At 49.6% G+C, this 21720-nt stretch carries 16 protein-coding genes and 1 pseudogene; 9 read left to right on the top strand and 8 right to left on the bottom strand.

The window, feature by feature from the left end; genetic code table 11:
• The first annotated feature begins 375 nt into the window (after positions 1-375).
• On the top strand, positions 376-921 hold the full coding sequence (locus tag ABXT62_RS14980) for a hypothetical protein (protein WP_415356078.1): 546 nt from the start codon (positions 376-378) through the stop codon (positions 919-921).
• Between the two features lie 606 nt (positions 922-1527).
• On the opposite strand, the gene ABXT62_RS14975 is transcribed toward ABXT62_RS14980, so the two are convergent.
• Entirely contained in the window at positions 1528-2772 is a 1245-nt protein-coding gene (locus ABXT62_RS14975) for a cytochrome P450 (protein WP_415356077.1), read from the bottom strand.
• 516 nt (positions 2773-3288) lie between these two features.
• On the opposite strand from ABXT62_RS14975, the gene ABXT62_RS14970 reads away from it, so the two are divergent.
• The 3 genes from ABXT62_RS14970 (at position 3289) to ABXT62_RS14960 (ending at position 6328) form a co-directional block, all read left to right on the top strand.
• Positions 3289-4701 carry a spinster family MFS transporter gene (locus ABXT62_RS14970; protein WP_415356076.1) on the top strand — a complete coding sequence of 471 codons (1413 nt, stop codon included), beginning with the start codon at positions 3289-3291 and terminating at the stop codon, positions 4699-4701.
• A gap of 45 nt (positions 4702-4746) precedes the next feature.
• Positions 4747-5055, top strand: a complete 309-nt coding sequence (locus tag ABXT62_RS14965; RefSeq protein WP_415356075.1) for a DDE-type integrase/transposase/recombinase — start codon at positions 4747-4749, stop codon at positions 5053-5055.
• A 106-nt stretch (positions 5056-5161) separates the two neighbouring features.
• Positions 5162-6328, top strand: coding sequence for an epoxide hydrolase family protein (locus ABXT62_RS14960; RefSeq protein ID WP_415356074.1), 1167 nt, complete (start codon positions 5162-5164; stop codon positions 6326-6328).
• A 409-nt stretch (positions 6329-6737) separates the two neighbouring features.
• Here ABXT62_RS14960 and ABXT62_RS14955 read toward each other — a convergent pair whose 3' ends face one another.
• Positions 6738-7715 carry a Coq4 family protein gene (locus tag ABXT62_RS14955; RefSeq protein ID WP_415356073.1) on the bottom strand — a complete coding sequence of 326 codons (978 nt, stop codon included), beginning with the start codon at positions 7713-7715 and terminating at the stop codon, positions 6738-6740.
• Positions 7716-8271: 556 nt separating this feature from the next.
• On the opposite strand from ABXT62_RS14955, the gene ABXT62_RS14950 reads away from it, so the two are divergent.
• From ABXT62_RS14950 to ABXT62_RS14940, 3 genes are all read left to right on the top strand, one after another.
• Positions 8272-9219: a glycosyltransferase family 2 protein gene (locus ABXT62_RS14950; RefSeq protein ID WP_415356072.1), complete on the top strand. Its 948-nt coding sequence runs from the start codon at positions 8272-8274 to the stop codon at positions 9217-9219.
• A 284-nt stretch (positions 9220-9503) separates the two neighbouring features.
• Entirely contained in the window at positions 9504-10898 is a 1395-nt protein-coding gene (locus ABXT62_RS14945; protein ID WP_415356071.1) for a DUF2142 domain-containing protein, read from the top strand.
• 53 nt (positions 10899-10951) lie between these two features.
• A complete protein-coding gene (locus ABXT62_RS14940; RefSeq protein ID WP_415356070.1) occupies positions 10952-11347 on the top strand; it encodes a GtrA family protein in 396 nt (131 codons plus the stop codon).
• A 170-nt stretch (positions 11348-11517) separates the two neighbouring features.
• Here the strand turns inward: ABXT62_RS14940 and ABXT62_RS14935 are convergent, their stop codons facing one another.
• Positions 11518-11847: a hypothetical protein gene (locus ABXT62_RS14935; RefSeq protein ID WP_415358265.1), complete on the bottom strand. Its 330-nt coding sequence runs from the start codon at positions 11845-11847 to the stop codon at positions 11518-11520.
• On the opposite strand from ABXT62_RS14935, the gene ABXT62_RS14930 reads away from it, so the two are divergent.
• Positions 11728-12102, top strand: coding sequence for a DDE-type integrase/transposase/recombinase (locus ABXT62_RS14930; RefSeq protein WP_415358228.1), 375 nt, complete (start codon positions 11728-11730; stop codon positions 12100-12102). The genes ABXT62_RS14935 and ABXT62_RS14930 overlap by 120 nt on opposite strands.
• A 140-nt stretch (positions 12103-12242) precedes the next feature.
• On the opposite strand, the gene ABXT62_RS14925 is transcribed toward ABXT62_RS14930, so the two are convergent.
• The 4 genes and pseudogenes from ABXT62_RS14925 to ABXT62_RS14910 form a co-directional block, all read right to left on the bottom strand.
• The gene (locus tag ABXT62_RS14925) at positions 12243-13100 is read right to left on the bottom strand and encodes a hypothetical protein (protein ID WP_415356069.1); all 858 of its coding nucleotides are present in this window, start codon (positions 13098-13100) and stop codon (positions 12243-12245) included.
• A 212-nt stretch (positions 13101-13312) separates the two neighbouring features.
• Positions 13313-13438: pseudogene (locus ABXT62_RS14920) on the bottom strand (thrombospondin type 3 repeat-containing protein); the annotation flags it as partial.
• 327 nt (positions 13439-13765) lie between these two features.
• Positions 13766-14326 carry a hypothetical protein gene (locus ABXT62_RS14915; RefSeq protein WP_415356068.1) on the bottom strand — a complete coding sequence of 187 codons (561 nt, stop codon included), beginning with the start codon at positions 14324-14326 and terminating at the stop codon, positions 13766-13768.
• 978 nt (positions 14327-15304) lie between these two features.
• Positions 15305-16624 carry a glycerophosphodiester phosphodiesterase family protein gene (locus ABXT62_RS14910; RefSeq protein ID WP_415356067.1) on the bottom strand — a complete coding sequence of 440 codons (1320 nt, stop codon included), beginning with the start codon at positions 16622-16624 and terminating at the stop codon, positions 15305-15307.
• A gap of 860 nt (positions 16625-17484) precedes the next feature.
• On the opposite strand from ABXT62_RS14910, the gene ABXT62_RS14905 reads away from it, so the two are divergent.
• Positions 17485-19068, top strand: a complete 1584-nt coding sequence (locus tag ABXT62_RS14905) for a glycosyl hydrolase family 18 protein (RefSeq protein WP_415356065.1) — start codon at positions 17485-17487, stop codon at positions 19066-19068.
• Between the two features lies 1 nt (position 19069).
• On the opposite strand, the gene ABXT62_RS14900 is transcribed toward ABXT62_RS14905, so the two are convergent.
• Positions 19070-21709 carry a hypothetical protein gene (locus tag ABXT62_RS14900; RefSeq protein WP_415356064.1) on the bottom strand — a complete coding sequence of 880 codons (2640 nt, stop codon included), beginning with the start codon at positions 21707-21709 and terminating at the stop codon, positions 19070-19072.
• Positions 21710-21720: the final 11 nt, after the last annotated feature.

The following is a 21720-nucleotide window of genomic DNA, read 5'->3' as shown; positions in this document are numbered from 1 at the left end:
CCCGGGGTACCCGGGATGGTGGTGGGCGCGCAGGTGACGTACTCGGGCGCGTGCCGAGACTCACTGTAAGCTAGGGCAGGGGATTCAGAGGTGTCTCGGAAACTGGACGTCGCCGCATCCTGATTTCAAACATTTAAACACCAGACTCAGTGATACCTCGAAGGGAGAATTTGGAGCTCTCACGGGACGTGTTTAAAAGTGTATTCTATGCCTTAGCCATTCAGATATAACCTACTGATTTATAGCGATAAATATTGAATAGATGAAACGAGTGAAATAGGGCCTGTGACCGATCCTATTTAAGTGTGGCTAGTTTAGTCTACACTGGGGTTAGCGGGTTAAAAAAATGAGCACTTAAGTTCTTAGGAGATAGTGATGAATATATTTACATCAATACTGCGACTAAGCATCTTAATGATTAGCGTTGAATCATATTCTGCTGATGTCGATAAAGTTGAAGCCAACGAAAAACAAATGTTAGAAATAGTAAATGAAGTAAATGAAGTAAATGAAGTAAATGAAGTAAATGAAGTAAATGAAGTAAATGAAGTAAATGAAAACCTTCCTGCGCTAAAAGAAGCTATAAGGGGCTATCAAGACAATCCATATATGAGTAATGCCTTTATGCAAATGATGCTTCAACAGGTCGAAGATTTTGCAAATATGCCTCCCTCAGAAATTTCAGAATTGGCAGTCGGAGCAGAACAAGAGCTCGGTGATTTTAACGATAGGGGTGAAACTCCAGTTATTAGTAGTATGTTGTGTGTCCCTGACGTTCTGGAATATGCACCCCCTTTTATATTAACCATATGCTCCGAGTATAATAAGTCTGGAAAAACGACAGAATATAAACCCTCTGGAGGAGTGTTATGGTGCGTAGTTGAAGGGGAATATTCTATCCCGGAACATTGTAAGAACTGAGTGCCTACATCGGTGTCGAGTTGTGCGCGAGCATTGAGAAAACAGGGAGTAAGAGAGCGAGTGAGGCGACGATCCAAAGCAGCCACGCAGGCTCGACGGTGCTTGAATGAGCGGGCTATAGAGACCACCTTGCCCAGTCGTGGCCGATACTTTAGCAGGGCAAAGCACTATTGATTCAATCGTCGCTATCGTGATCTGAGGGTGAGAGACTTTGAAGAATGGGGTAAGGCAGTTGCTTGAGTTCTGGGGCTGGACTCCTCTGACCTTAAATAGGTAATTTGTCGGTACCCCCGGATGCTTTTGCCACCATCAGCGGCATGTGCACCTAGCAATCGCTGTGCCTGCCCCATCGATTTAAACTTACGCATACCCCGCTGTCTCACTCGTCTAGGCTCGCGTGATAGCCCACATTGGTTGTGGGCATATGTCGTGGATCATTTCAGGAATAAGCTCGCTATGAGCCACACCGGAACTTTTCAAGATGCATATCCGTTCATTTCTGAACGATGGCATGCAACAGTCCATGCCACGCGTTTTTCAGTAGGGTCCTTGCTGATTTGGCGCTGTGGATTCGCTTCCTGCGAGTACTGTTGCAAAGGCTCCGGGCTATGCGTCGCGCATTTCGAAAGTAATCGGCATCTCCTTGATACCCTGCACGAAATTTGACTTCATATAGACAACTGGACCATTGAACTGCATGTTGTCCATGCGGCTGAGAATCTCCTCCAGCATTACTCGCATCTCCATTTTCGCCAAGTTCATGCCAAAACAATTGTGACGGCCTATACCGAACGAGCGTATATCGCGAGGGAGATCCTGTTGGTCAGCTCGGTGAACGTCAAAGGCTTCTGGATCAGTAAACACCTCGGGATCACGGTTGGCGCCGGGGTAATACATAATAATCTTGTCACCCTTCTTGATGGGCGCATTGTCCAGCTCAGGCACTGTAATGTCCTGTGTTGCCGTCCGACGCATACAGATGAACGGTGGGTTATAGCGCAGCATTTCGAAGATAGCGCCCTCGATCTTGTCCGGATTTTCCTGCAGGTAACGATACTGTTCAGGGTGCTCAATCAAGTTGCGAACCGCGTGGGTGATCGTCGTGCGCGTGCTCTCATTCCCAGCGACAATAATCATCAGGAAAATCCAGCCAAAGGTATCATCGGATACCGGCTCGCCATTGATCACGCCGTTCAACAACTGGCTACTGACGTTCTTCACATCGGAGTTGCGATACCTGCCTGCCAGCTGGTGAGCATAGAGCATCAATTCGAGCGAGGCGGTATCCGCGGCTTCTCTACCGCCTGACACATCGGGATCATCGCCGAACATCATGACGTTGGTCCATTCAAATATCTTGTGCCGGTCTTCCCCTGGAATATCGAAGAAATCGAGAATCATCAGCAGCGGCAATTCTGCTGCTACATCGGTGACAAACTCGCAAGATGTTTTACCGGTCATTCTGTCGACAACCTTCCTGGCGTATTCCCTCGCCCTGGGCTCATAGGTTGCCACAGCGGCGGGTGTAAAGTGATCGCGAATCAGTTTTCGATAGTCGATATTGTCCGGCGGATCCAGATTGATGAACATTTGACTCTGGATGTCATCGACCATTGCCTGATCGAACTCCATGGGGAGCGCGGTGCGCAGCCTAGACGAGAACAAATCGTTGTTCTTGGACACAAAATCGATCGCTGAGTGCTGCGTGATAGCCCAGTAGGGAACACCGGTTGAGGGATCATCGATCTTGACTGCAGGACCGGCGGCTCGGATATTCGCGACATCGTCTCCGGCGTAGCCATCACCCAGGTAAGTGGGCTCCATGATATTGGCAAAGGGACATTCAGACATTACTTCTCACCTGTTTGGATTAAATTGCGTATAGGCTAGGAATAATCGCCTCTCAGCACGTATCTGGCAATACTCCGAAGCCAAATGGAGTCTGGCTATTTATGATACTGGCAAGTTATGTCCGAAGAAAGAGCACTGGTGCCACTTTCAGCGAGCGTGAAAATAGCGAAAATAGGGGCAGACCACGTTTATTTCGGTCAGGCTGCCTCCTTAAGAAGCAGGATATCAACGACAAAACCACCCTCCACGAGTTGCTTGCTGTAGTCCTTTGGATGGCGCGAAGGATGTGCCTGCATTGTGCTCGTTAGCGCCCCCCGTTTCGCTTTCAATAATGGCGGCCTGGTACGCAGCCCCAGGGCTCTCTGAGGTCGCCGTCCACCTCAAGGTTGCGGCGTGATACCCAGGGTCTACAAACGCGGTACTGGCCACCTTAACGGGGACATCACAAAAATAGCTGGCTGAAATCGCTAAAAAGTTGCACTGTGTGTTGAACAAAAATAACAGTAAGGGACACCGATGGGCGCGGCAGCACCATTGACCAGTACAGGGCAGGCCTACGGCACAAGTTCATATCGCAATTTCGTGCTGATTTCACTGACCCTGGTCTATACCCTCAACTTCGTTGACCGAGTACTGATAGGGGTGGTGGCCCAGCCAATCATAGAGGAATTCAAGCTTCAGGACTGGCAGTTTGGATTGCTGTCAGGATTTGGCTTCGCACTGATGTACACGGTCATGGGTATACCCATCGCCCGCTGGGCAGAACGCTACAACCGGGTCAGGATCATTGCCGGTAGCGTGATCTTGTGGTCGCTGATGACCGCCTTGTGCGGAATTGCCAGCAGTTTCGTCGCCCTGCTGGTTTTTCGCATAGGGGTCGGCATCGGTGAGGCCGGCTGCACCCCCCCGGCCAACTCCATCATTGCGGATTATTTTCCGGCGCGCAGTCGCGCCAGGGCACTGGCCACTTACGCCATGGGCGTCACCCTGGGCGGCGTTCTCGCCAATGCCTTCGGTGGCCCTATTGCCCAGATGTTTTCCTGGCGTGAAGCCTTCCTCGCGCTGGGAATACCTGGCGTTGTCATAGGGTTTGTCGTGCTGTTCAGCCTCGAGGAACCTCCGCGTGGCTACTCAGACCTGCCAGGCACCAAGCACGAGGAGAGGAAAGGCCTGCGCGATACGTTACGGGAGTTATCCCGGAAAACCACCTTCTGGATGAACATCACCGCCGCAACTGTAGTCGCCTTCGTTGGCTACGGTGTTGGCAATTTTTCGGCGCCATTTTTCCAGCGCACACACGGCTTGAATGTGGCGGAAGTAGCCACCCAGATCTCCGTTCCGCTGGGGCTCGCTGCCACCGTCGGGGCACTGGCGGCAGGCTACCTGACCGAACGCGCCAGTGGCAGGTACCCCAATGCGGTGGCAGTGATCCCGGGGGTCAGCCTGATACTTTGTGTTCCCTTTTACTGGGTAGGTTTTTCCACTGACAGTGTCTCTTTCGCACTGGCATGTTTGCTGGTCGCGAATGTGCTGCACTACACCTATCTTGGCGCCCAGTATACGATCTGCCAGGGCGTTGCCAGTGCACGCTCCCGGGCCACCGCTGTCGCAGTTATGTTGTTTGTTGTAAACCTGATCGGTTACGGCCTGGGGCCAATCTTCGTCGGTTTTCTCAGCGACATGCTGATGAGCGGGCAACTGGAGTCGGTACAAGGCGGTGCGGTGATCAGCGCCCAGGCCTGTGACGGCACTCAGGCAGAACTGCTGGAAACACTGGGCGCGGCCCAGACAGAGGCCTGTCAGTCTGCCCGAGCGCAGGGGCTTGGCCAGTCGATAATGTATACCGTGACACTTTACGCAGTAGGGGGCCTGCTTTATCTCATCACTTGCAAAACGTTGCAGAAAGATCTGACATCAAAACTGACCTAGAAAGCCTCTAGCGGGTGCTGACAAGTAAACTGCTAGAGTCAGGCGATGAAGACTGATAAGCGTTATAGGCTCCCACCCGATAGCATTCGCTATGCAGTTTGGCTCTGCTATCGATTCAATCTCAGCCACCGAGATATCCTGCTTGCTGAACGAGGTATCACGTCCAGCTACGAAAGTATCAGACTGTGGTGCATCAAGTTCGGCGCTATATACACTCGAAGATTAAAGCGAAAACACCGTGGCTACGGCGAGACCTTTTTCATCGATGAAGTCTTCGTGAAGATCAACCGCAAGCAGTATTACCTTTGGCGAGCTTTGGATCAGGATGGAGAATGGCAGTTCCTTGAGACCTGAGGTTGGATTCCTCTGACCGTAAATAAGTAATTTTTCGTTACACTGGAAGATGATGCAGCATCCCCTGTACTATCAGATGCACATCTATCAGCACTCAGGAAAAGAAATGCAGGCACTCAATGCGCAAATAGCAGAATTCACCATCGACATCCCCGAGGCCGACATCGAGGATCTAAAGCGCCGCCTGGATCTCACTCGCTGGCCCGATCAAATACCGGGGACTGAGTGGCGCTACGGTGCAAAGACAGAATACATCCGGTCTCTTTGTGACTATTGGCGCAACCAATACGACTGGCGGAAACACGAAGCACGGCTCAATCGTTTCCCTCAATTTAAGACGGAAATTGCCGGAATGGATATTCATTTCGTGCATGTTCAGTCGAAACATGCAGACGCGACGCCACTGCTCATTAGTCACGGTTGGCCAGGTAGCTTTGTAGAATTTCTGCACGTTATTGACCCGCTCGTGAACCCCGAGGCGCATGGTGGAACCTCCGATAATGCCTTCCACGTTGTATGCCCGTCACTACCTGGCTACGGCTTTTCCGGCACTACAACGACAGAACAGGTAGATACGCTGGCAATGGGCGAAGCGTTTGCCGAACTTATGGCGCGCCTAGGATACTCAAAGTACATAGCACAGGGTGGCGACTGGGGTGCGCTTATCACTTCCAATATTGGTTGTATCGATGCGGAGCACCTTTACGGCATTCATCTTAATATGCCTTTTGGCTTCCCCATGACCGCTGATCCCAACGAGGGTTTGTCCGCTTCGGAGATTGCTGATCTGGCAACCATGGCACACTTCGAGCAGATGGAAACCGGCTACCAGAAAATTCAGGGGACCAAGCCACAAACCTTGGGCGTAGGTCTCAATGATTCACCGGCCGGACTCTGCGCCTGGATTACAGAAAAATTTCATAGCTGGACGGATTGCGATGGTGACATCGAGTCGGTTCTTGATAAGGATGATCTGCTCACCAATATTTCCGTGTATTGGTTCACGCAAAGTATTTGTTCTTCAACGCGCTTGTACTACGAGGTAACGCAGAACCCCAGACTGAAATTTCTTGAAGCACCAGTTGCGGTGCCCACCGGAGTGGCGCGCTTTCCCAAAGAGTTAATGTTGTTCCCGCGGCTTTGGTGCGAGAACGTGTACAGCGATATTGTGCAGTGGAACACGTTCGACAAAGGTGGACATTTTGCGGCCATGGAACGCCCCGCGGAATTTGTAGACGAGATTCGCAGCTTCGCCACCAAAGTTGTGCGCTGACAATAATGAGGCAAACTAATATCTGAGAAGCTTCAATTTTCCCGCATGCTGTGCAGAGCAATGTATTTAATCTTGCAAGGCACTTAATCAAGGCATAGCACTATCGTGATCTGAGGGTGAGTGCGCTTGAGGAGTGGAGTAGGGCGGTGTGGCCGAGACCGAAGGTATGCCGAATCTAGGGCGGGTCGGTTTGGGAGTTCGGTTGGAGTCAGTGGAACAATCCTAAGCGATTTTCTGGACTGAACTTTCGAACTAGGGCCGAAAGGCTACATCATTGATTTCATGAGTGAATGACTAATTCGCGATGCACAGGCTCGGATTTATTGCCGCCAGATTTTTTAACTTGTCAAAGCCGAGTGCTGTGACCAGTCGACGGCATACACAACTTTGTTCGAGGTTCAAGTCGTCTTCAGGCTGCCGCGGCTCCGAGTTCGATAAGATTCGCGGGGTGTGGACTCACGTAGGGCAAGATTGCGTAGCTTTCGCGGATTTCTTTCACGCTGAGGTTCCATGAGTCTTCCCAGCGTATGCCGATCATAGGTGAGGTTTCGCGCCCATGCACCCATGCGGTGAGCACGGCATCCATCAAGATTGGAAAACCGATCGCCGGACTCAACGCGGCAACCCCCGTCATCACCGCCATCAAATTGCCCGAGTAGCTGTGACCGAACTGCGCGAGCTGAAATGCAGCGATCGCGAATTCATGCAGAATTGTCGTCTCGTATCCCGCGACGAGATGCCACAGATCATGGGTCTGCAGATTGCGCGCGTTGAGATAGTCGAGAGGGGGTGGGAGTTTTGACAAACCGAGTGCATGACTGTCGAGCACCTCGAGATCGAATCCGTTGTCGACGATCAGGTCATGATATTGTCTTCCGATCGAGCCGAGTTGACACGCAGCCAAGGTCGGCAGTCTGACACCGGGAGGCGTCGAACGTCCTGCAATCTCCTTAACTCCCGGATACTGCATCGAGGATCGCACAAGCCGGTCTTGAAAGGCCTCGTTTTGCAGTCCTCCCAATCCGGCAGTTCGCTCTGTGATTGAAGCTGCGTCGAGACTTCCCGCCACGCCGTCTTCGACAATCGACCAGTAGGTATCCAAGAACTCATCCGGCACGGTTCCAGTCGACAGATCGAGGGCGGCGATCGGTGCCGCGCCCACTGGTTTCTCCAGCCAGCTGGCGGCAAATGCGTCGAACACTTCTGCGGCGCGATCCGGCGCAAGAAATCCGACATGCGCCAACACGGCCGCGACGCGTATACGAAGTTCCGCGTCGGCGGTGAAGCCTCCCTTCTTGGCATCCTCTGCGAGTCGTGTGACTGCCGTCAAATCTGGTCGGTCGCTGACTTGCGACCAGAATATTTCCTTAAGTGGTTCTGCAGTCACGTATGTCCTTCCTGAATCAGCAAGCGTAGAGTGTACACGAGAATCGTTACGCTGGTGCCGCCAACGAAAAAAGCGCACGTGATTTATTCATCGGGACCTTGACCTAGATCGGTCGACGTTTCGAGCAATCTACCCTCGAAGATTAGAGCGAAACTACGGTGGTTACGGCGATACCTCCTACATTGATGAAGTCTTCGTGAAGAATAGTGGAAGGGGTTTATCTTGGACTCAAGCGGTTAACTTGTCAGTACCGTCATTTGGGCTATGGCATCCCCTAATTAATAAACTACCCGGGTTTGATAGACATGACCGCTTTTTATCCAGAGAGTTACGCCAGCCATGCACATACAAAAGATAGGTGTCCGCCAGGAGTATCTAGTGTTCAATACAATTGATCTAATTAAGCCTAGTAGGTCGTATTTTTATTTCCTATGTAGTTGTTATGTTGGATGGCATGAAAATATTTAGTCGCTGCGTAACCGACTTTTGCAGCGAGATTTTCGTAGGTGAAATGGTTGAGAACCTTTAGACTAATATTTTAAGAGGGTGGTAAACAATGAACATTGCAGTAGTTATTCCCTGTTATAAAGTGAGAAAGCAAGTTCTTTCCCTTCTTGAGTCCATTGGTAGTGAAGTTGAAAGTATTTATGTTATTGATGACTGCTGCCCGCAACACAGTGGCCAGTTGGTTTTAGACTGTAATAGGGATCAGCGCATTAAAGTTCTTTTTAATCCAGAAAATACTGGAGTCGGCGGAGCCGTGATGAAAGGCTATGTGGAAGCCTTGCAAGATGGCATGGATATAATTATAAAAATTGATGGTGATGGCCAAATGGATCCAGCTTTAATACCAAAATTGATTAAGCCAATATTGCTAGGGCAGGCCGACTATACAAAGGGCAATCGATTTCATCAAATCGAGTCATTAGTTCTAATGCCAGCAGTTAGAAAAGTTGGAAATGCTATCTTATCTTTCGTCAATAAATTTTCCAGTGGTTATTGGAAAATCATGGATCCAACTAATGGTTATACTGCAATCCATCGAGCTGCTCTTCTGTGCTTGCCACTAGAGAAAATCAGCCAAAGATATTTTTTTGAAAGTGACATGTTGTTTCGTTTAGGCACAGTACGAGCAGTGGTTAGGGATATACCTATGGATGCAAAGTATGAGGACGAAGAAAGTAGTTTAGATATTAGGAAAGTAATAATTGAGTTTACGCCTCTCTATGTCAAGGCGTGCTTAAAGCGTATATTTTACACCTACTTTTTACGTGACTTTAATGTGGCTAGTATTGAATTAATTTTGGGTTTATTGATGATGGCTTTTGGTTTGGTGTTTGGTGTGTTTAGTTGGAGTGAATCGTCTTCTGCTGGTGTTCAAACGCCCACAGGGACTGTGATGATCTCGGTACTACCTTTGATCATGGGCTTTCAGTTATTATTAAATTCTTTGCATTATGATATTACTAACTCGCCGTTGGAGCCGTTGCAAGAGTGCGATTAGCGGACGAGTATTATTGAATATTTCAGTATTTAATTGGAACGGCACTCGTGGTTCGCAGATTTTTAATTGATGTGCCAGTTTTTTATCGCGTATCCCTTTGGCGGAAATTCATACTAGGGTGATGCCGATAGCTAAATTTTCTGTTCGTGGAAATGATATCCGTTAAAGCCTTATTGAAAAGGAATATCTCCGAAAGATAGGCATGAAAGATGCACTAGTCGGCGCTTGATTGTGGCAAGTGAGCTTAATTTTGATGATTAAACATCGCCTAAAAGGTAGTCTTAATGTTTGAGAAGTTAACAGATAACCAGTTTTATAGCCGCATATATTTGTTATATGCGGTTCCGCTCACGATATTTCTTGCGTTTAACATACCTTCTTTTCAAGTTCCAGATGAGGGAGGGCATTATCAAAGAGCATACCAAGTCGCAGAAGGTGAATTCTTCCCGCAAAAGAGCGTTAATCTAAGTGAGCCTGAAGAATTTAGTGTTGGGGGTTCTTCTAGCTCGAATATATATCAAGTTGAAGGGTTATATCTGCATATTGCGTTTAAGCCTGATGTGAAGATTGATCCGGCAGTTTCACGTGCCGCGAAAAAAATAAAATGGGACGAGACTAGGTGGGCGGACACACGCAATGTGAGCATCTACCCACCTATATTTTATTTTCCTTCTAGTTTGGGAATAACGCTGGGAAAAGCAGTGGATATTAGTGTTTCGGACACACTAATTCTCTCAAGGCTGTTAAGTGGATTGATGGCAGTACTGTTGGCGTTTACCGCAATTTATATAACTAAGCGTGGATCATCAGTCCTTTTTTGCATATTAGTATTGCCGATGACTATTGCTCAGATGGCATCGGTCAGCCAAGATTCTATTGGTTTTTCACTGGCAGCGTTATGTGCAGCATATTTTTCAAAACTTGAGTCTCAGGAAAGTGCGAATAATAATATTACGTTGTTTTCCGCTTGTTCTTTACTTATTTTGATCTCGATGGCGAGGCCGCCATACGTTGCGCTATCTTTATTATTTTTGGTATTTTCTCTGCTTCATTGGCGTAGCAGGGAAATTAGGTTGAAACTTATTGTTTCATTTTTCAGCAGTTTTATCCTTGTCGCACTTTGGTCGATATATCTAACCGTAAATGTATCCGTCCCGTTCGGGCCAGAGGGGGTTTCCTATGCTCTGCAGGCGAAAGAGATGTTAAACGGCCCATTACAGTTCGCGGGTCTGTTCATAAATAGTTGGATGACAAATTATGACTTTTACTTTCTTTCGTTTATTGGAAAACTAGGCTACCTGGATGTAAATATGCCGAAGTGGTACTACTGGTTTGCAGCTCTATCAATAATTTTTGCGATTGGCCCTATGAAATCGTCTTATAGGGAGGAGAGTGGGAAGTTAGTGCGGTGGAGGATGCTGCTTATTGTGTTGGTGTTGCTTTTTACCATAGTCGGGTTGTTTCTGGTTTTAAATATATCTTGGACTCCCGTTGGGAGTTTGACGATTCATGGTGTGCAGGGACGATATTTTATTCCTGTGGCTTTCTTTTTATCTTTAATTGCTGGCTTCACTGATAAACCGAATTTAGGTGTAAAGTTGCAAAGAGGGATTTTATCCACCTTTGCTGTAGCGACATTTTTAGTCATACCTTTTGCTGTAATGAACAGATATTATTAGATGGACGCATGTTTTTTTTACATTATTGTCACCAATAGAAAAGTAAGGATTCCATGCACGAAACTCACCAAGTAGTTCGTTATCTCGTTGGAGGCGCTTCAACGGCGGCTATTAACTGGTCATTGGTGTACTGCTTTGTCGAGTATGGAGACTTCCATTATTTGGTCAGCATGAATGGTGCTATTGCGATAATATATTTATATTCATATCTGATTAATAAATACTTTGTCTTTAGGGATCATGCCGGATCCCACTTAAAGCAGGGTTCTGGTTTTGTGATTATGCGTCTATCCTTGCTCGCGGCGATCAATGCTGTTGTTTACATTGGAGTTGATATTTTTGGTTTAAATTATATGTTCATTATCGTGGCCGCTTCTATTGCCGAGGCTGTAGTTAGTTTTTTAATTATGAAATTTGTGCTGTTTCCGACACCTAAATTTGGGGGATAGCCGGAAGTGCGCTGGAATAGTGTTATTTTGGTACTGACAACTGAACTCGCGGTAATTGCTAGAATCAGACAATGAATACATGTAAACGTCACCGTTTCCCACCTGACATCATTTCTTACGCCGTCTGGCTCTACTATGGCTTCAATCTCAGCCACAGAGACATCGAAGATCTACGTGCCGAACGAGGAATCACTGTCAGCCGAGAAGCGATTCGTCTCTGGTGTATCAAGTTTGGTGTCATATACTCCCGTCGACGGAAACAAAAACACAGAGCCTACGGCGACACGTTCTACATCGATGAAGTCTTCATTAAGATCAACGGTAAGCAGCATTAGCTGTGGCGTGCTGTTGACCAGGATGGCGAGGTGGTTGATGTCTACCTGCAGGCAAAGCGGAATGGCGCAGCAGCGAAGCGATTCTTCAGGCGCCTTATACGAAACAATGGCGGCGAACCCAGGAAAATGGTGACCGATAAATTGCGAAGTTACGGTGTCGCTCACAGGGAACTGATTCCTGACACGATCCACAGTACGCAACAGTATGAGAATAATCGGGCAGAGCAATCCCACGAGGCGACGAGGTTCAGGGAGCGAGGGATGAGGAAGTTCAAGTCGACCAGGCAGCCACAGCAGTTTCTAGGTGCAGATGCAGCAGTTTTAAATCTCTTCAATCTGAGTAGGCATCTGGTTAGAGCCGAATATTATCGGAATCTCAGGGAAAGTGCGTTCGCAGAATGGAGCGGGGCAGTTGCCTAAATGAAGATGCCGACATTTCTAGTTTCACAGAAGTTAATTTGTCAGTACCAGGAAACCTACTCTCAACAGGCCGTTTATTTTCCCTATACTTGGCAGACCACGGTGATTTCGGTCAGGCTGCCCTCTTAAGATGCAGGACATCAACGATAAAACCACCCTCCACGAGTTGCTTCCTGTAGTCCTTTGGATGGCGCGAAAGATGTGCCTGCATTGTGCCCACTAGCGCCCCCCCCTTCGCTTGCAATAATGCCTGCCTGGTACGCCGCCTCAGGGCTCTCTGAGGTCGCCGTCCATCCCAAGGTTCCGGCACTGTACCCAGGGTCTACAAAGGTGACCTGCCAACCACTTCTGAAGAATTGCGTTGCCCATGTTGGCACACCAGCCGAACCAGCGAATGAATCAGGACCGGGCCCCAACTCGGGCGAGCCGATATAGCTATTGAACAGCGCGTTAACGTTACTAACCGGTGCCCAGGTCCAACCCGTCAAGTCACGTCCATTTAGCTCACCAAAACATTCGCCTCCCGGACAAACACCATTAATCTCGTTCCAGGAGAGACCGCGAAAAAGAGACGGCTGATACCACTCGTTGCCATCAACCGTCACGGTGTCTGGTGTCTCTTTGAATATCGGCATGATGTAGTACATTTGGTCTGAACCTACGATCGCCTCAATAAGTGCATTCCCTGCAAAACCGACATTGGATACAACACAAGCCACACTAATTGAGTTTTTACACAGAAAGCCGCCGCCGGAATTCCACTTGGCGAAATACCAGCCAGCATCGGGGGTAGCGTAAAACGTATTGGAATAGTTGGTCGTATCTATTTCGTGAATGCACACCGCTCCCGCGACTGAAGGCGAGACAGGCTGGCACACCTCGCCAGATGATGGGTTAACCGCGCCGCCCTCCACAGCAATAACTGCCAGCTTGCAGCCAGCAGCCAGGCTCACCAGAACGACGACTACTAACACTTTCCACAGTTGAGATATCAGCACTGAATTCCACCCCTTGTTCGGTCTGGAGATACCCTGTAAAACTGCAACTGCTGCCCTTTCATCAAATATAGCGTAGCTACTACTTAGTAACCTTTTGGGCACACTAAGGGCTAACCTTCGCCTCCCTGCCTCGAAGTTTAGTACAAATAAAGGGGCTCTGCTGAAAAATAGCCTCACTGCTCTTACCGGAAGCGCTTGGTGGCCGGGAATACTCAAATACAGCCAGGCGGAAGCTGGCACATATTACCTTGGCCATCGCCATCACTGTCCTCTTGATCCGGATTGGCAACTTCCGGGCAGTTGTCGCATGCATCCAATATACCATCGAGATCAGTATCGGGTTGAGCCGTGGTAATTTGTCCGTGTACGATTGGCATCATACAAAACCCAGCTCCTATAGCGCCAGAAAAGTCCAGGCCGGTGACAAACCCCTGGGGGTCAGCAGGATCGACCTCCGCTTCCAGTTCAATGCCTCGAAGCTCAAATCTCCTCAATCCAGCCTCCAAATTGATTGCAAAGTCAAAATAGGAAGTCGTTGCTATATCAATTCCCGAATCAATGTAGGTCAGCAGTAATTCGTCATACAAAAACAGGTCGAAACTGCCATCGCCGTAATCGTAGGGTATCTTGACACCCGCAAATACCAAATCATCGCTATTGGTTTCTTAGCTGTAGCCAACTGAAACTTCTGGGTCGTAATAGTCAAATTCAGCCGAAGAATCAAACTGCCAGCCGCCACCTGGAGGGGCTGGGGGAGGTAATACGGGGTTTTCTGGATCCGCGATATGGCTGCTCACGAACAGACGCGGCAAGCTACTCATAGAAATCGCCGGCAGCGGAACGTCCCCCAGATTAGGCGGCGCCAGAGCCAAACCCATTGAGAATAGACCACCTGAGTTATTTATGAGCGCTATCGCCTCGGCATTCAAAGGGACGCTTACGATGCCGCGTGTGGTGATAGGTTGTAGCTGACTAAGCTCTTGTCCGCCTATGATGACACCGCCCACTGCTTGCCAGTCAGAATGGGTCACCGGACCGGTGGGCAACGCCGACAGCTCGCCAGCGGTAAGGCCCTGCACCTTCTGTATTTGCAAGAGCATACCGCGTCCCGCGTGTGCAACACCTGTCACGTCGAACTGTAACCAGGCGTCCTGGATCGGAGATGCCAGGAGGGACGAGTCGAATATGAGGTAGCCTGCAGTATATAAAAGGTTAATCGTCCCCATCGGCCCGAGTCCTTCAAAGCTTATACCTATGACGTTTAGGAGGCCGTTGTGGGCATACGTGGTAGGGTCTCCCTCCCAATATACGGTCTTGGTGATTTGTCCGGAATCGACAGAGTCTAGAGAGCTGATATCAGCCGATGTGATGGAAGCAGGGAGCTAAAACAGCATCGTAGCCATTTTACATCATGTTCACCTCAGCGCAGTCCAAAGGGTATTTACGTCGCTCGTGAAAATTTTAACTACTACTGTAATCTAGCAGACCCTAGAAGGACTGATGGAAAGGCGGTGAATTCGATTGGTGCCCCTGAAAGTGCAAGTAAAATGGGGAGTGACAGGCCCAAGAGCCGGAACTGAACAACCGGACTCGCAACGGCATGGCGACGTGTTCGTCGGGTTTCTATCTATCTGTTTCTGCTAAGATTTTATACAATCGCTAGACCCCGGCCGCCGCTAAGGGCTTCGCCTGTTGCGGAGCCCAAAACCCAGATGGGAAAGTACTTCGCTTGCGTCTCGTCTTGCATTAGACCTGCAGATGAGAAAATCAGGCAGAGTCCCGCAACCGCCAAACCGCGCAAACAGATAGTCATGAGCTATGTCTCCAACAGAGCGTGGGCACGGCGTTCTCGATGACTGAGAGGGCGGGTCGAGTAAAGCCTGGTGGCCCGGTGCGCCGTATCGTAAGAAAGCGTCCGCAAGCAAGAGATCGCACCGCAGCATGTAGCTTCCTCCCGCGAGCCGAGATTGTCGCAGGCCGACCAGAGTACCGAAAAGATATTCGGTGACCACTCTACTGAAAAATGCGTGGCACGGACTGTTGCATGCTATCGTTCAGGAATGAACGGCTATGAATTGTGCGATCACTCACATCGGCAGACATTCAGAGACGCAGACCGACTAGCCTTGATATTTTTAGGCGCGGTAACTCGTATTGATGAGGAGGTGTCCTCACGACAGCCCTTCTCTTTATCCTATACTTACCTACTCCATGCCAAGACAGTTCGCGTAGTACGTAACGGTTGCCGGCCAGTCAGAGAAGATCGCACGCACGCCGACTTGAACATTCAGCGCGTGAATTACTCGATAGATATCTCCGTCATTGTCGAAACTCGGTAGCATTGACCCCAGATAAAAATCAGATGCGCTGTCCTCGACCCGTCCGTCCTGAATCCGCCCAGATCGTTCGAGAGTCCAGGCGACAATCGCAATTCCAGCTTTACGCAGCGCTTTTGCGAAAGCCGTCGCAGTAAGCTGACCATCTTCATTGAGCGTAAGGAGTATCGAGACCGGCGCTGCCACAGTCTCAATGCCGGCCTGGCGGAGGGAATCGACATAAGCAAGCGTCTGCGTCTTGCCATGTGGCGACGTTACCACCCCGAGAATCGCGGTCCGTGCGTAATCGGGTGCGTAGGCCACCCATTCGCGATGAACATCCATGTCGAACGACTGCAGGAAAACGTCAGACGGTGGAATCCCAGCGTTTCGGTAGCCGTCGACGACGGCTCGGGCATAGTCGATGTGGGTATAGCTCTGTTCAAACGGCATCGAGACCGATGGAGCTTTTAGTTCCGGTGTCATCGCCACGCCGAGTGAGCGAAAAAGACTAATGCTCTCGTCATGAGAGACAATCCGACCTCCGCTCGAATAGAGATCAGTTCGCCAAGATGGGGTGCCGCGAAGGTAGCCTGCAGGGGTTGTCGCGCGCGGATCAAACGCGTCCATCTTGGCGTCTAGCGTTTGCAGTTCGACCCAGGTGAAGTCGCTGGTGCAACAACGGGCTTGGGCGGGTGCCTCAAGCACGCCGGATGACGGGTCAATGCGCGCCGCTTCAAAGGGCTGGGTGCAGCCGGAGGCCAGTGGTGTCTCGAGGATATTCGTGGTTGTTGCGAGATCACATTGGGCATGTCGGCAGACCAGTTCTAGATCGCGGGTGAAGGTCACGTCGCATTCGAGCGTGCCCGCACCCATGCGCGCGCCGGCGTAATAGGACGCTCGCGTGTGTTCTGGAAACTGCAGCGGTGCACCACGATGGCCAATCGAGAAGCGCGACGGCCGGAAAGGCCCTATACGGCAAGCCTCAAGCTGGGTGCGAAGCGGGCCCTCGCGGAGCTGATCCAACAGGTAGAAGGGTCTTGGTCCTAGAGAGATAACGTAGTCGGTAGGGTGACCCCTGGCTACTGCATGGTCGAGATCATTTATGACACTCGGTGCAGTGGGTGGCGACTGACATCCACCGAGCATGATCAGAAGCAGACTGACTAACGTTAAAGCTCCGTGACTCTTGTAGCTTGGGATATTCATTCTTTTCCCGACTGTCACTGATAGGGTGGATGTTAAGATTTTGTGAGTCGCCGTGTCAAACCGGTTAACGCGTTTGAAACTGCTTATCGCCAACCCTTCACAAGTCTCTGGTTTTTTGGTTCGTGGCTACCGGACAAACAACTTACGCAGGTGCGACAACGGATGCATAAAAATGTGTGTTCACCATCGACATCGAGGTATGCAGTCGCTGCGGTGGTTCTGCCAGAGTCGTCGCCTGTGTCGCGGACCAGGACATCATTGACCGGATAGGAATTGCATGACCACCACTGCAAGGCGCATCTCAGGTCATCAGGTGGGCATTTCGTGAATGTATTCAGTACAGTTATCCGCACCAGTAAGGAAACCTTCTCTCAACAGGCCGTTTGTATGGGTACTGACAAGTCAACTTGAGGTCATGGGCTGAGCCGACATAATTCGGCCCTTGGCGCCGGCAATCGAGTCGCCAACTCCCACTTTAGGTTTTTTATTGGGTGCAATGAATTCTAAATCTCTACTTTTCGAGGAAAAATAAGTTAACTTGCCAGTACTCAGAAAAGTATTGGAAAAAAATACCGCTCAGCATAAAGGTTCGTCTGAGTATAAGAAGGATTAATACCTCTAGCCCTGCACAATCGATTATACTAGCGGAACTACTAGCAAGATTCAGATCAAATTTTTTTATGTTAATACTCGACACGATGCTCTATCAAACCGGATAGAGTTATTGCTTACATAAGGTCGTAAGGACATTCACAGTGACCCGGAATCTTCGCTTCTTTCTTTCACTCCTTTTGCTGACTTCCTGTGATGGACTCCGAGCAAACTCTATTAAGGACGAGGCCCCCGTAAAGATCAGTTGCATGGCGCCAGAATTTGCACAACAAGGCAATGAAAATTGGCGAATCGTTACACTGACTTTGGCCAATGAGTGTAATTACAACATTGATCTAAACAACGTCTTGGTTGAATTTAAGGACAACCAGCCGATTGAAAATATCTGGTTCAGTGACAATGACAATACTTCTTACCCTGAGATCAAGTGGTCGTCACAAACTGACATCCACCGATTAGAGCTGGTTTTTGAATCGGAGCCATACGTTCGCTCGACACTGAAGCCCCAAAAAACTATAGCACTAAATTACGGCGTTCCACGTATAGCCTATGCCTCAGAATCCGTAGCGGTTTATTACAACCGCAGTGACAGGAAGACGCCATTCGCATCAAAAGATCCTACAAGTTATTTGCCGCGGAAACCTTCGGTAATGTCATCCGCCAGGACGGCTGAGCAGCCGGTCGGGCGCCCAAAAATTCAACGCATGATTGGCTATCTACCCCTAAACTGGAACAATTCGGGCAGTCACCTGAACTCTATAGCGTCCCCTCACGAGCTGTCCGACGCAAACTATACGCATATCCTAATCGCATTTGGCGTGTTCAGCATTGACGCAAATTGCGCCATCGAAAAAGAGTGTATTGTAATGTCACCTGATAAGTACGGTGATATTCAGATCAGCTCCGGTGATGGGGCGCAAAAAATCGACCTTAAAACGTATGTAATGCAGTTACAGCAGCAAGGCATTAAGGTTTTACTGTCTTTAGGTGGTGCCTCATCAAGTTTCGGTACGGTTGACTTTGAACGCAGCTTCAACATCATCCAAAAAAGCCAGGGCTCCTTTACCAGCACTGCGCGCGCTTATACGGATTCTATCTCTCATTTGATCGAGCGTTTTAACTTTGACGGCATTGATATAGACATTGAAGCGGGTTTGTCAGCGCCGGCAAGCACGGATTTGATAACAGCCGGCAGTGTAGAGGCCTGTAAAAAACTCTTTAGCGCAACAACCGGCCTCACGGCACAAACCGGCAGCGTCTGCGCGATGACGGAAGTCGTTAATCAGCTGGTCGATCGGCACCCCAAAATGATTATAACGCTGGCGCCACAGACCCTGAATATTGCTGCAAATCGGCTAATACAGGGACAAACTCTGAACTATTCAGCGCTTATTGCCAACATCCGAAATCACCTAACGTGGGTTGGCGTGCAAGTTTATAATTCCGGCGGCATGTATGGCCCTGATGGCGAAATACAGCCGATCAGCGCCGACAATCAGGCCAATGCCTCCGTCGCCATGGCCCTCAACTTACTCGAACTGTGGGCTCAAGGAGCGCCGCATTCCTTCATCAATAATACTCAGGCCCTACTCGAACCGCAGCAGGTCGTTCTTGGGTACCCCGCGAGTAATGGACAAAGATCAGACGGTTTACCCAGTGGCGACTTAAACGCCATCATCGAAGCGGTCAGCTGCCTTAATCGCAGTACTCACTGCAAGCACATTGCCCCGCGAGTTGCCCTATCGCAACCTATTGGTGGGGTGTTCAATTGGAATGTTAACTTTGATCGGGCCAACGGTTTTCTATTCGCCAAAACGTTAATGGCCCATTGAGTTACCTATTATCCTGCAACTGCTCAATACGCGTAAGCAATGAAATATAATCGGGGTGGCTGGGCATATACTGTTCCCCCAGCGCTGCCAGTTCTTTTTCAAGTTTTACTATTTGAACGTCAGGTAGCCGCGAGTTTCTGCGCAATTTACATGCTTTGTCAGAACAATCGATAGCATCTTCAACGAGTGTCCAGTCTTGATCCTTCATGGAGACATCATAGATGCCTCTGAGCACTGAATACCGCTGCACACCACTTTGGCTGGGATGAATTTTAACTAAACCACCGGTGCTCCCCTGCTGACCATCATCGATACGAATCTCCACCGAAGCGGCTGCCTCACCTAGATCAACCGTAAGGTCCGCCGCAATTCTACCCGCATCGCAATTGTCAGAACGGCAGTCAACAGCATCCTTGATCAACTCTGAGGCGCCTTGTTTAAAGATAAGATCGTACTGGTTGAAGAACACGTGATAAGTTTTGTGGCCGCTTTGCGCCGTGAGCAGTTGCACCATTGGGCCTGAACTACCAGCGCGTCCATCTGCAACCCGTATCTCCATCGATATATCCTCAAGATTTTGAAAATCTACGGACATCGTCGCAGCAATATCACCAGGACTGCAGTTGCGATTAGTACAATCCAACGAGTCAACAATGAACCTGGATGGTCCCATCTCGAACACCAGGTCATAATGACCGCGCAGGACCTTATAGGTTTTTTGGCCACTCTGAGCCGTTCGGACATCGATGATTTGGCCCGTCGTCTTCTGAACTGCGTCTGGTTGATGCAGCGCCATAGTGATATTGGTCAACCCTTCGTAATTTACCGCTAAGGTCGAGGTGATGTTGCCGGCAGTGCATGACCTACTTTCACAGTCGACACTGTCGAGAATCAACTCACTCGAGCCAACTTTGAAGATAAGGTCGTAGGATCCCTTCCATAACTTATAGGTCTTCTGACCAGTTTGTACAGCATGCGATTGAACAAGAGTCCCAGAACCTGAGATACCATCATCCTCTTCACGGATTTCCAGACTAACACCGCTTAGGCCACCATAGTTGACTAGAAGAGACGCGGCCCTTCCGCTCTTATTGCAGGTGCCGCCCTCGCAATTCACAGCCCCCAAAAACTCCCAAGGGTGATCGTAAGAACGCTCGGTGTTATAGGCTGGAGGCTCTCCTTGAGTCCACCACCGAGCGCGAAACATCATGTCGTTGTGTACCGCTTCATCGTCAGTTAGAAATACCCGTTCAGGCGTCCACTTTATCCTGTCACTGGAATTGGCGTTTGCCAATTGGACAGCCTTTCGATCGCTTTCCAGAACCGGCCCCAGATAAAGCCACGGGCTATCCCAAGATTCAAGGACCGGGGCATCCGGTTGCTTGCCTCGGGTGTGCCATTTCGCTTTATAAACCCGTCCCTGCCAGACCACTTTTTCAGTTTCGTCGTAGTCCGTTTGCTGGCGCCAAAGCGGGTACGGGTATAATTCTGCGTGGTTCATTGCGACACCCACTGGAGGCAAAAAGTCTTGTTGACCACCTGCAGCTGTGTTTGAGAGCGAGGCCGGAAAGCGATCGATGAACAACTTAGCAAACTCATATTTTATTTGGTCGATTCCGCTGCAGGTACCAGACGCCTTTTTAACACCATCTCCAACACCACAAGGCCGGTCTCGATTAACCGTTAGAAAAGATACCCGCCCGACTTGGTGTTCGCGTAGAAAATCTATTAGCGCATTGGCGGTCTTAAGCGTAAACGTCTCCCTTGCCGTTTGATTTTTACCGATCATAGGGGTCACACCTATCATCCCCCAGAGCTCAACATCGTCTTTCGGCTGACCTGAGGCCGAAAAAATCTCCGCTAGTTGCTGCTTCGTCGCCATCAACGAAAGTCGAGTCAGATCCCACAAGGACAAGTCGCCGGATCTTGACAGCCCATAATCCATAGTCCTGACGTTAACGCCGGCTAGCTCGACCCCAGCGAGTAATGCGCTTTCGATCATCGTGATCCCGCCCGCTGTTAGGCCCTCCATCGATACGGGCAGAGACAACCAAACTTGAATATTTGGATTGTCGCGCTGAAGACTCTGAAGAGCGGCAACTCGCCGTTCTGTGGCGACTACGTCTGCAAGCACAGCGTTATTCAAGTCGAAGTCCAACGTCTCTAATTCATAACGACTGATCACCGCTTGGTAAGCCGCCGCTAAATCTTCCGCGTTGCTATTCACCGATGCCATCTCGCTTGTAGCATCTCCTCCAAATGATATTATCGCGACCCCACCTTCCTCTCGGAACCGAACCAATCTGCGATCCAGGTCCAGTGCACGTGCGGCTGCGTCCAAGTCATAATAAGAACCCCATGTTGGCTGCTTTGGATCAAGCCGGCTAGAGACGATCGAACCGATAACTACATTTTTTAGTAACGAATCCTCTGCACTTTCGAAATAGACCTCGGGTTTAGAGGTGATATCAACATAAGGGGCAACCCAGGTTGGACCTGTACCCTGCGCGTAAACATACATATCAACGCCCGCTCTCCATACGGTCGCGACTGCGAAACCCCCGAATCCTCCAACCAGCAGGATCGCAAGCAAGAGGCGGGCAATCGACAAGCGGTGCCGTTTTATATTCTTTTTTTCCACGACGACTTTCC

This window comes from Halioglobus sp. Uisw_031, from assembly GCF_047729875.1.
Classification (GTDB): Bacteria; Pseudomonadota; Gammaproteobacteria; order Pseudomonadales; family Halieaceae; genus Marimicrobium.
This window is presented reverse-complemented; position numbering and strand designations above follow the sequence as displayed.

Excerpts from the sequence above, each read along its gene's own strand:
- ABXT62_RS14980 (WP_415356078.1), top strand. The coding sequence starts at position 376 with ATGAATATATTTACATCAATACTGCGACTAAGCATCTTAATGATTAGC.
- ABXT62_RS14975 (WP_415356077.1), bottom strand. The coding sequence starts at position 2,772 with ATGTCTGAATGTCCCTTTGCCAATATCATGGAGCCCACTTACCTGGGT.
- ABXT62_RS14970 (WP_415356076.1), top strand. The coding sequence starts at position 3,289 with ATGGGCGCGGCAGCACCATTGACCAGTACAGGGCAGGCCTACGGCACA.
- ABXT62_RS14965 (WP_415356075.1), top strand. The coding sequence starts at position 4,747 with ATGAAGACTGATAAGCGTTATAGGCTCCCACCCGATAGCATTCGCTAT.
- ABXT62_RS14960 (WP_415356074.1), top strand. The coding sequence starts at position 5,162 with ATGCAGGCACTCAATGCGCAAATAGCAGAATTCACCATCGACATCCCC.
- ABXT62_RS14950 (WP_415356072.1), top strand. The coding sequence starts at position 8,272 with ATGAACATTGCAGTAGTTATTCCCTGTTATAAAGTGAGAAAGCAAGTT.
- ABXT62_RS14945 (WP_415356071.1), top strand. The coding sequence starts at position 9,504 with ATGTTTGAGAAGTTAACAGATAACCAGTTTTATAGCCGCATATATTTG.
- ABXT62_RS14940 (WP_415356070.1), top strand. The coding sequence starts at position 10,952 with ATGCACGAAACTCACCAAGTAGTTCGTTATCTCGTTGGAGGCGCTTCA.
- ABXT62_RS14915 (WP_415356068.1), bottom strand. The coding sequence starts at position 14,326 with ATGGGGACGATTAACCTTTTATATACTGCAGGCTACCTCATATTCGAC.
- ABXT62_RS14910 (WP_415356067.1), bottom strand. The coding sequence starts at position 16,624 with ATGAATATCCCAAGCTACAAGAGTCACGGAGCTTTAACGTTAGTCAGT.
- ABXT62_RS14905 (WP_415356065.1), top strand. The coding sequence starts at position 17,485 with ATGGCGCCAGAATTTGCACAACAAGGCAATGAAAATTGGCGAATCGTT.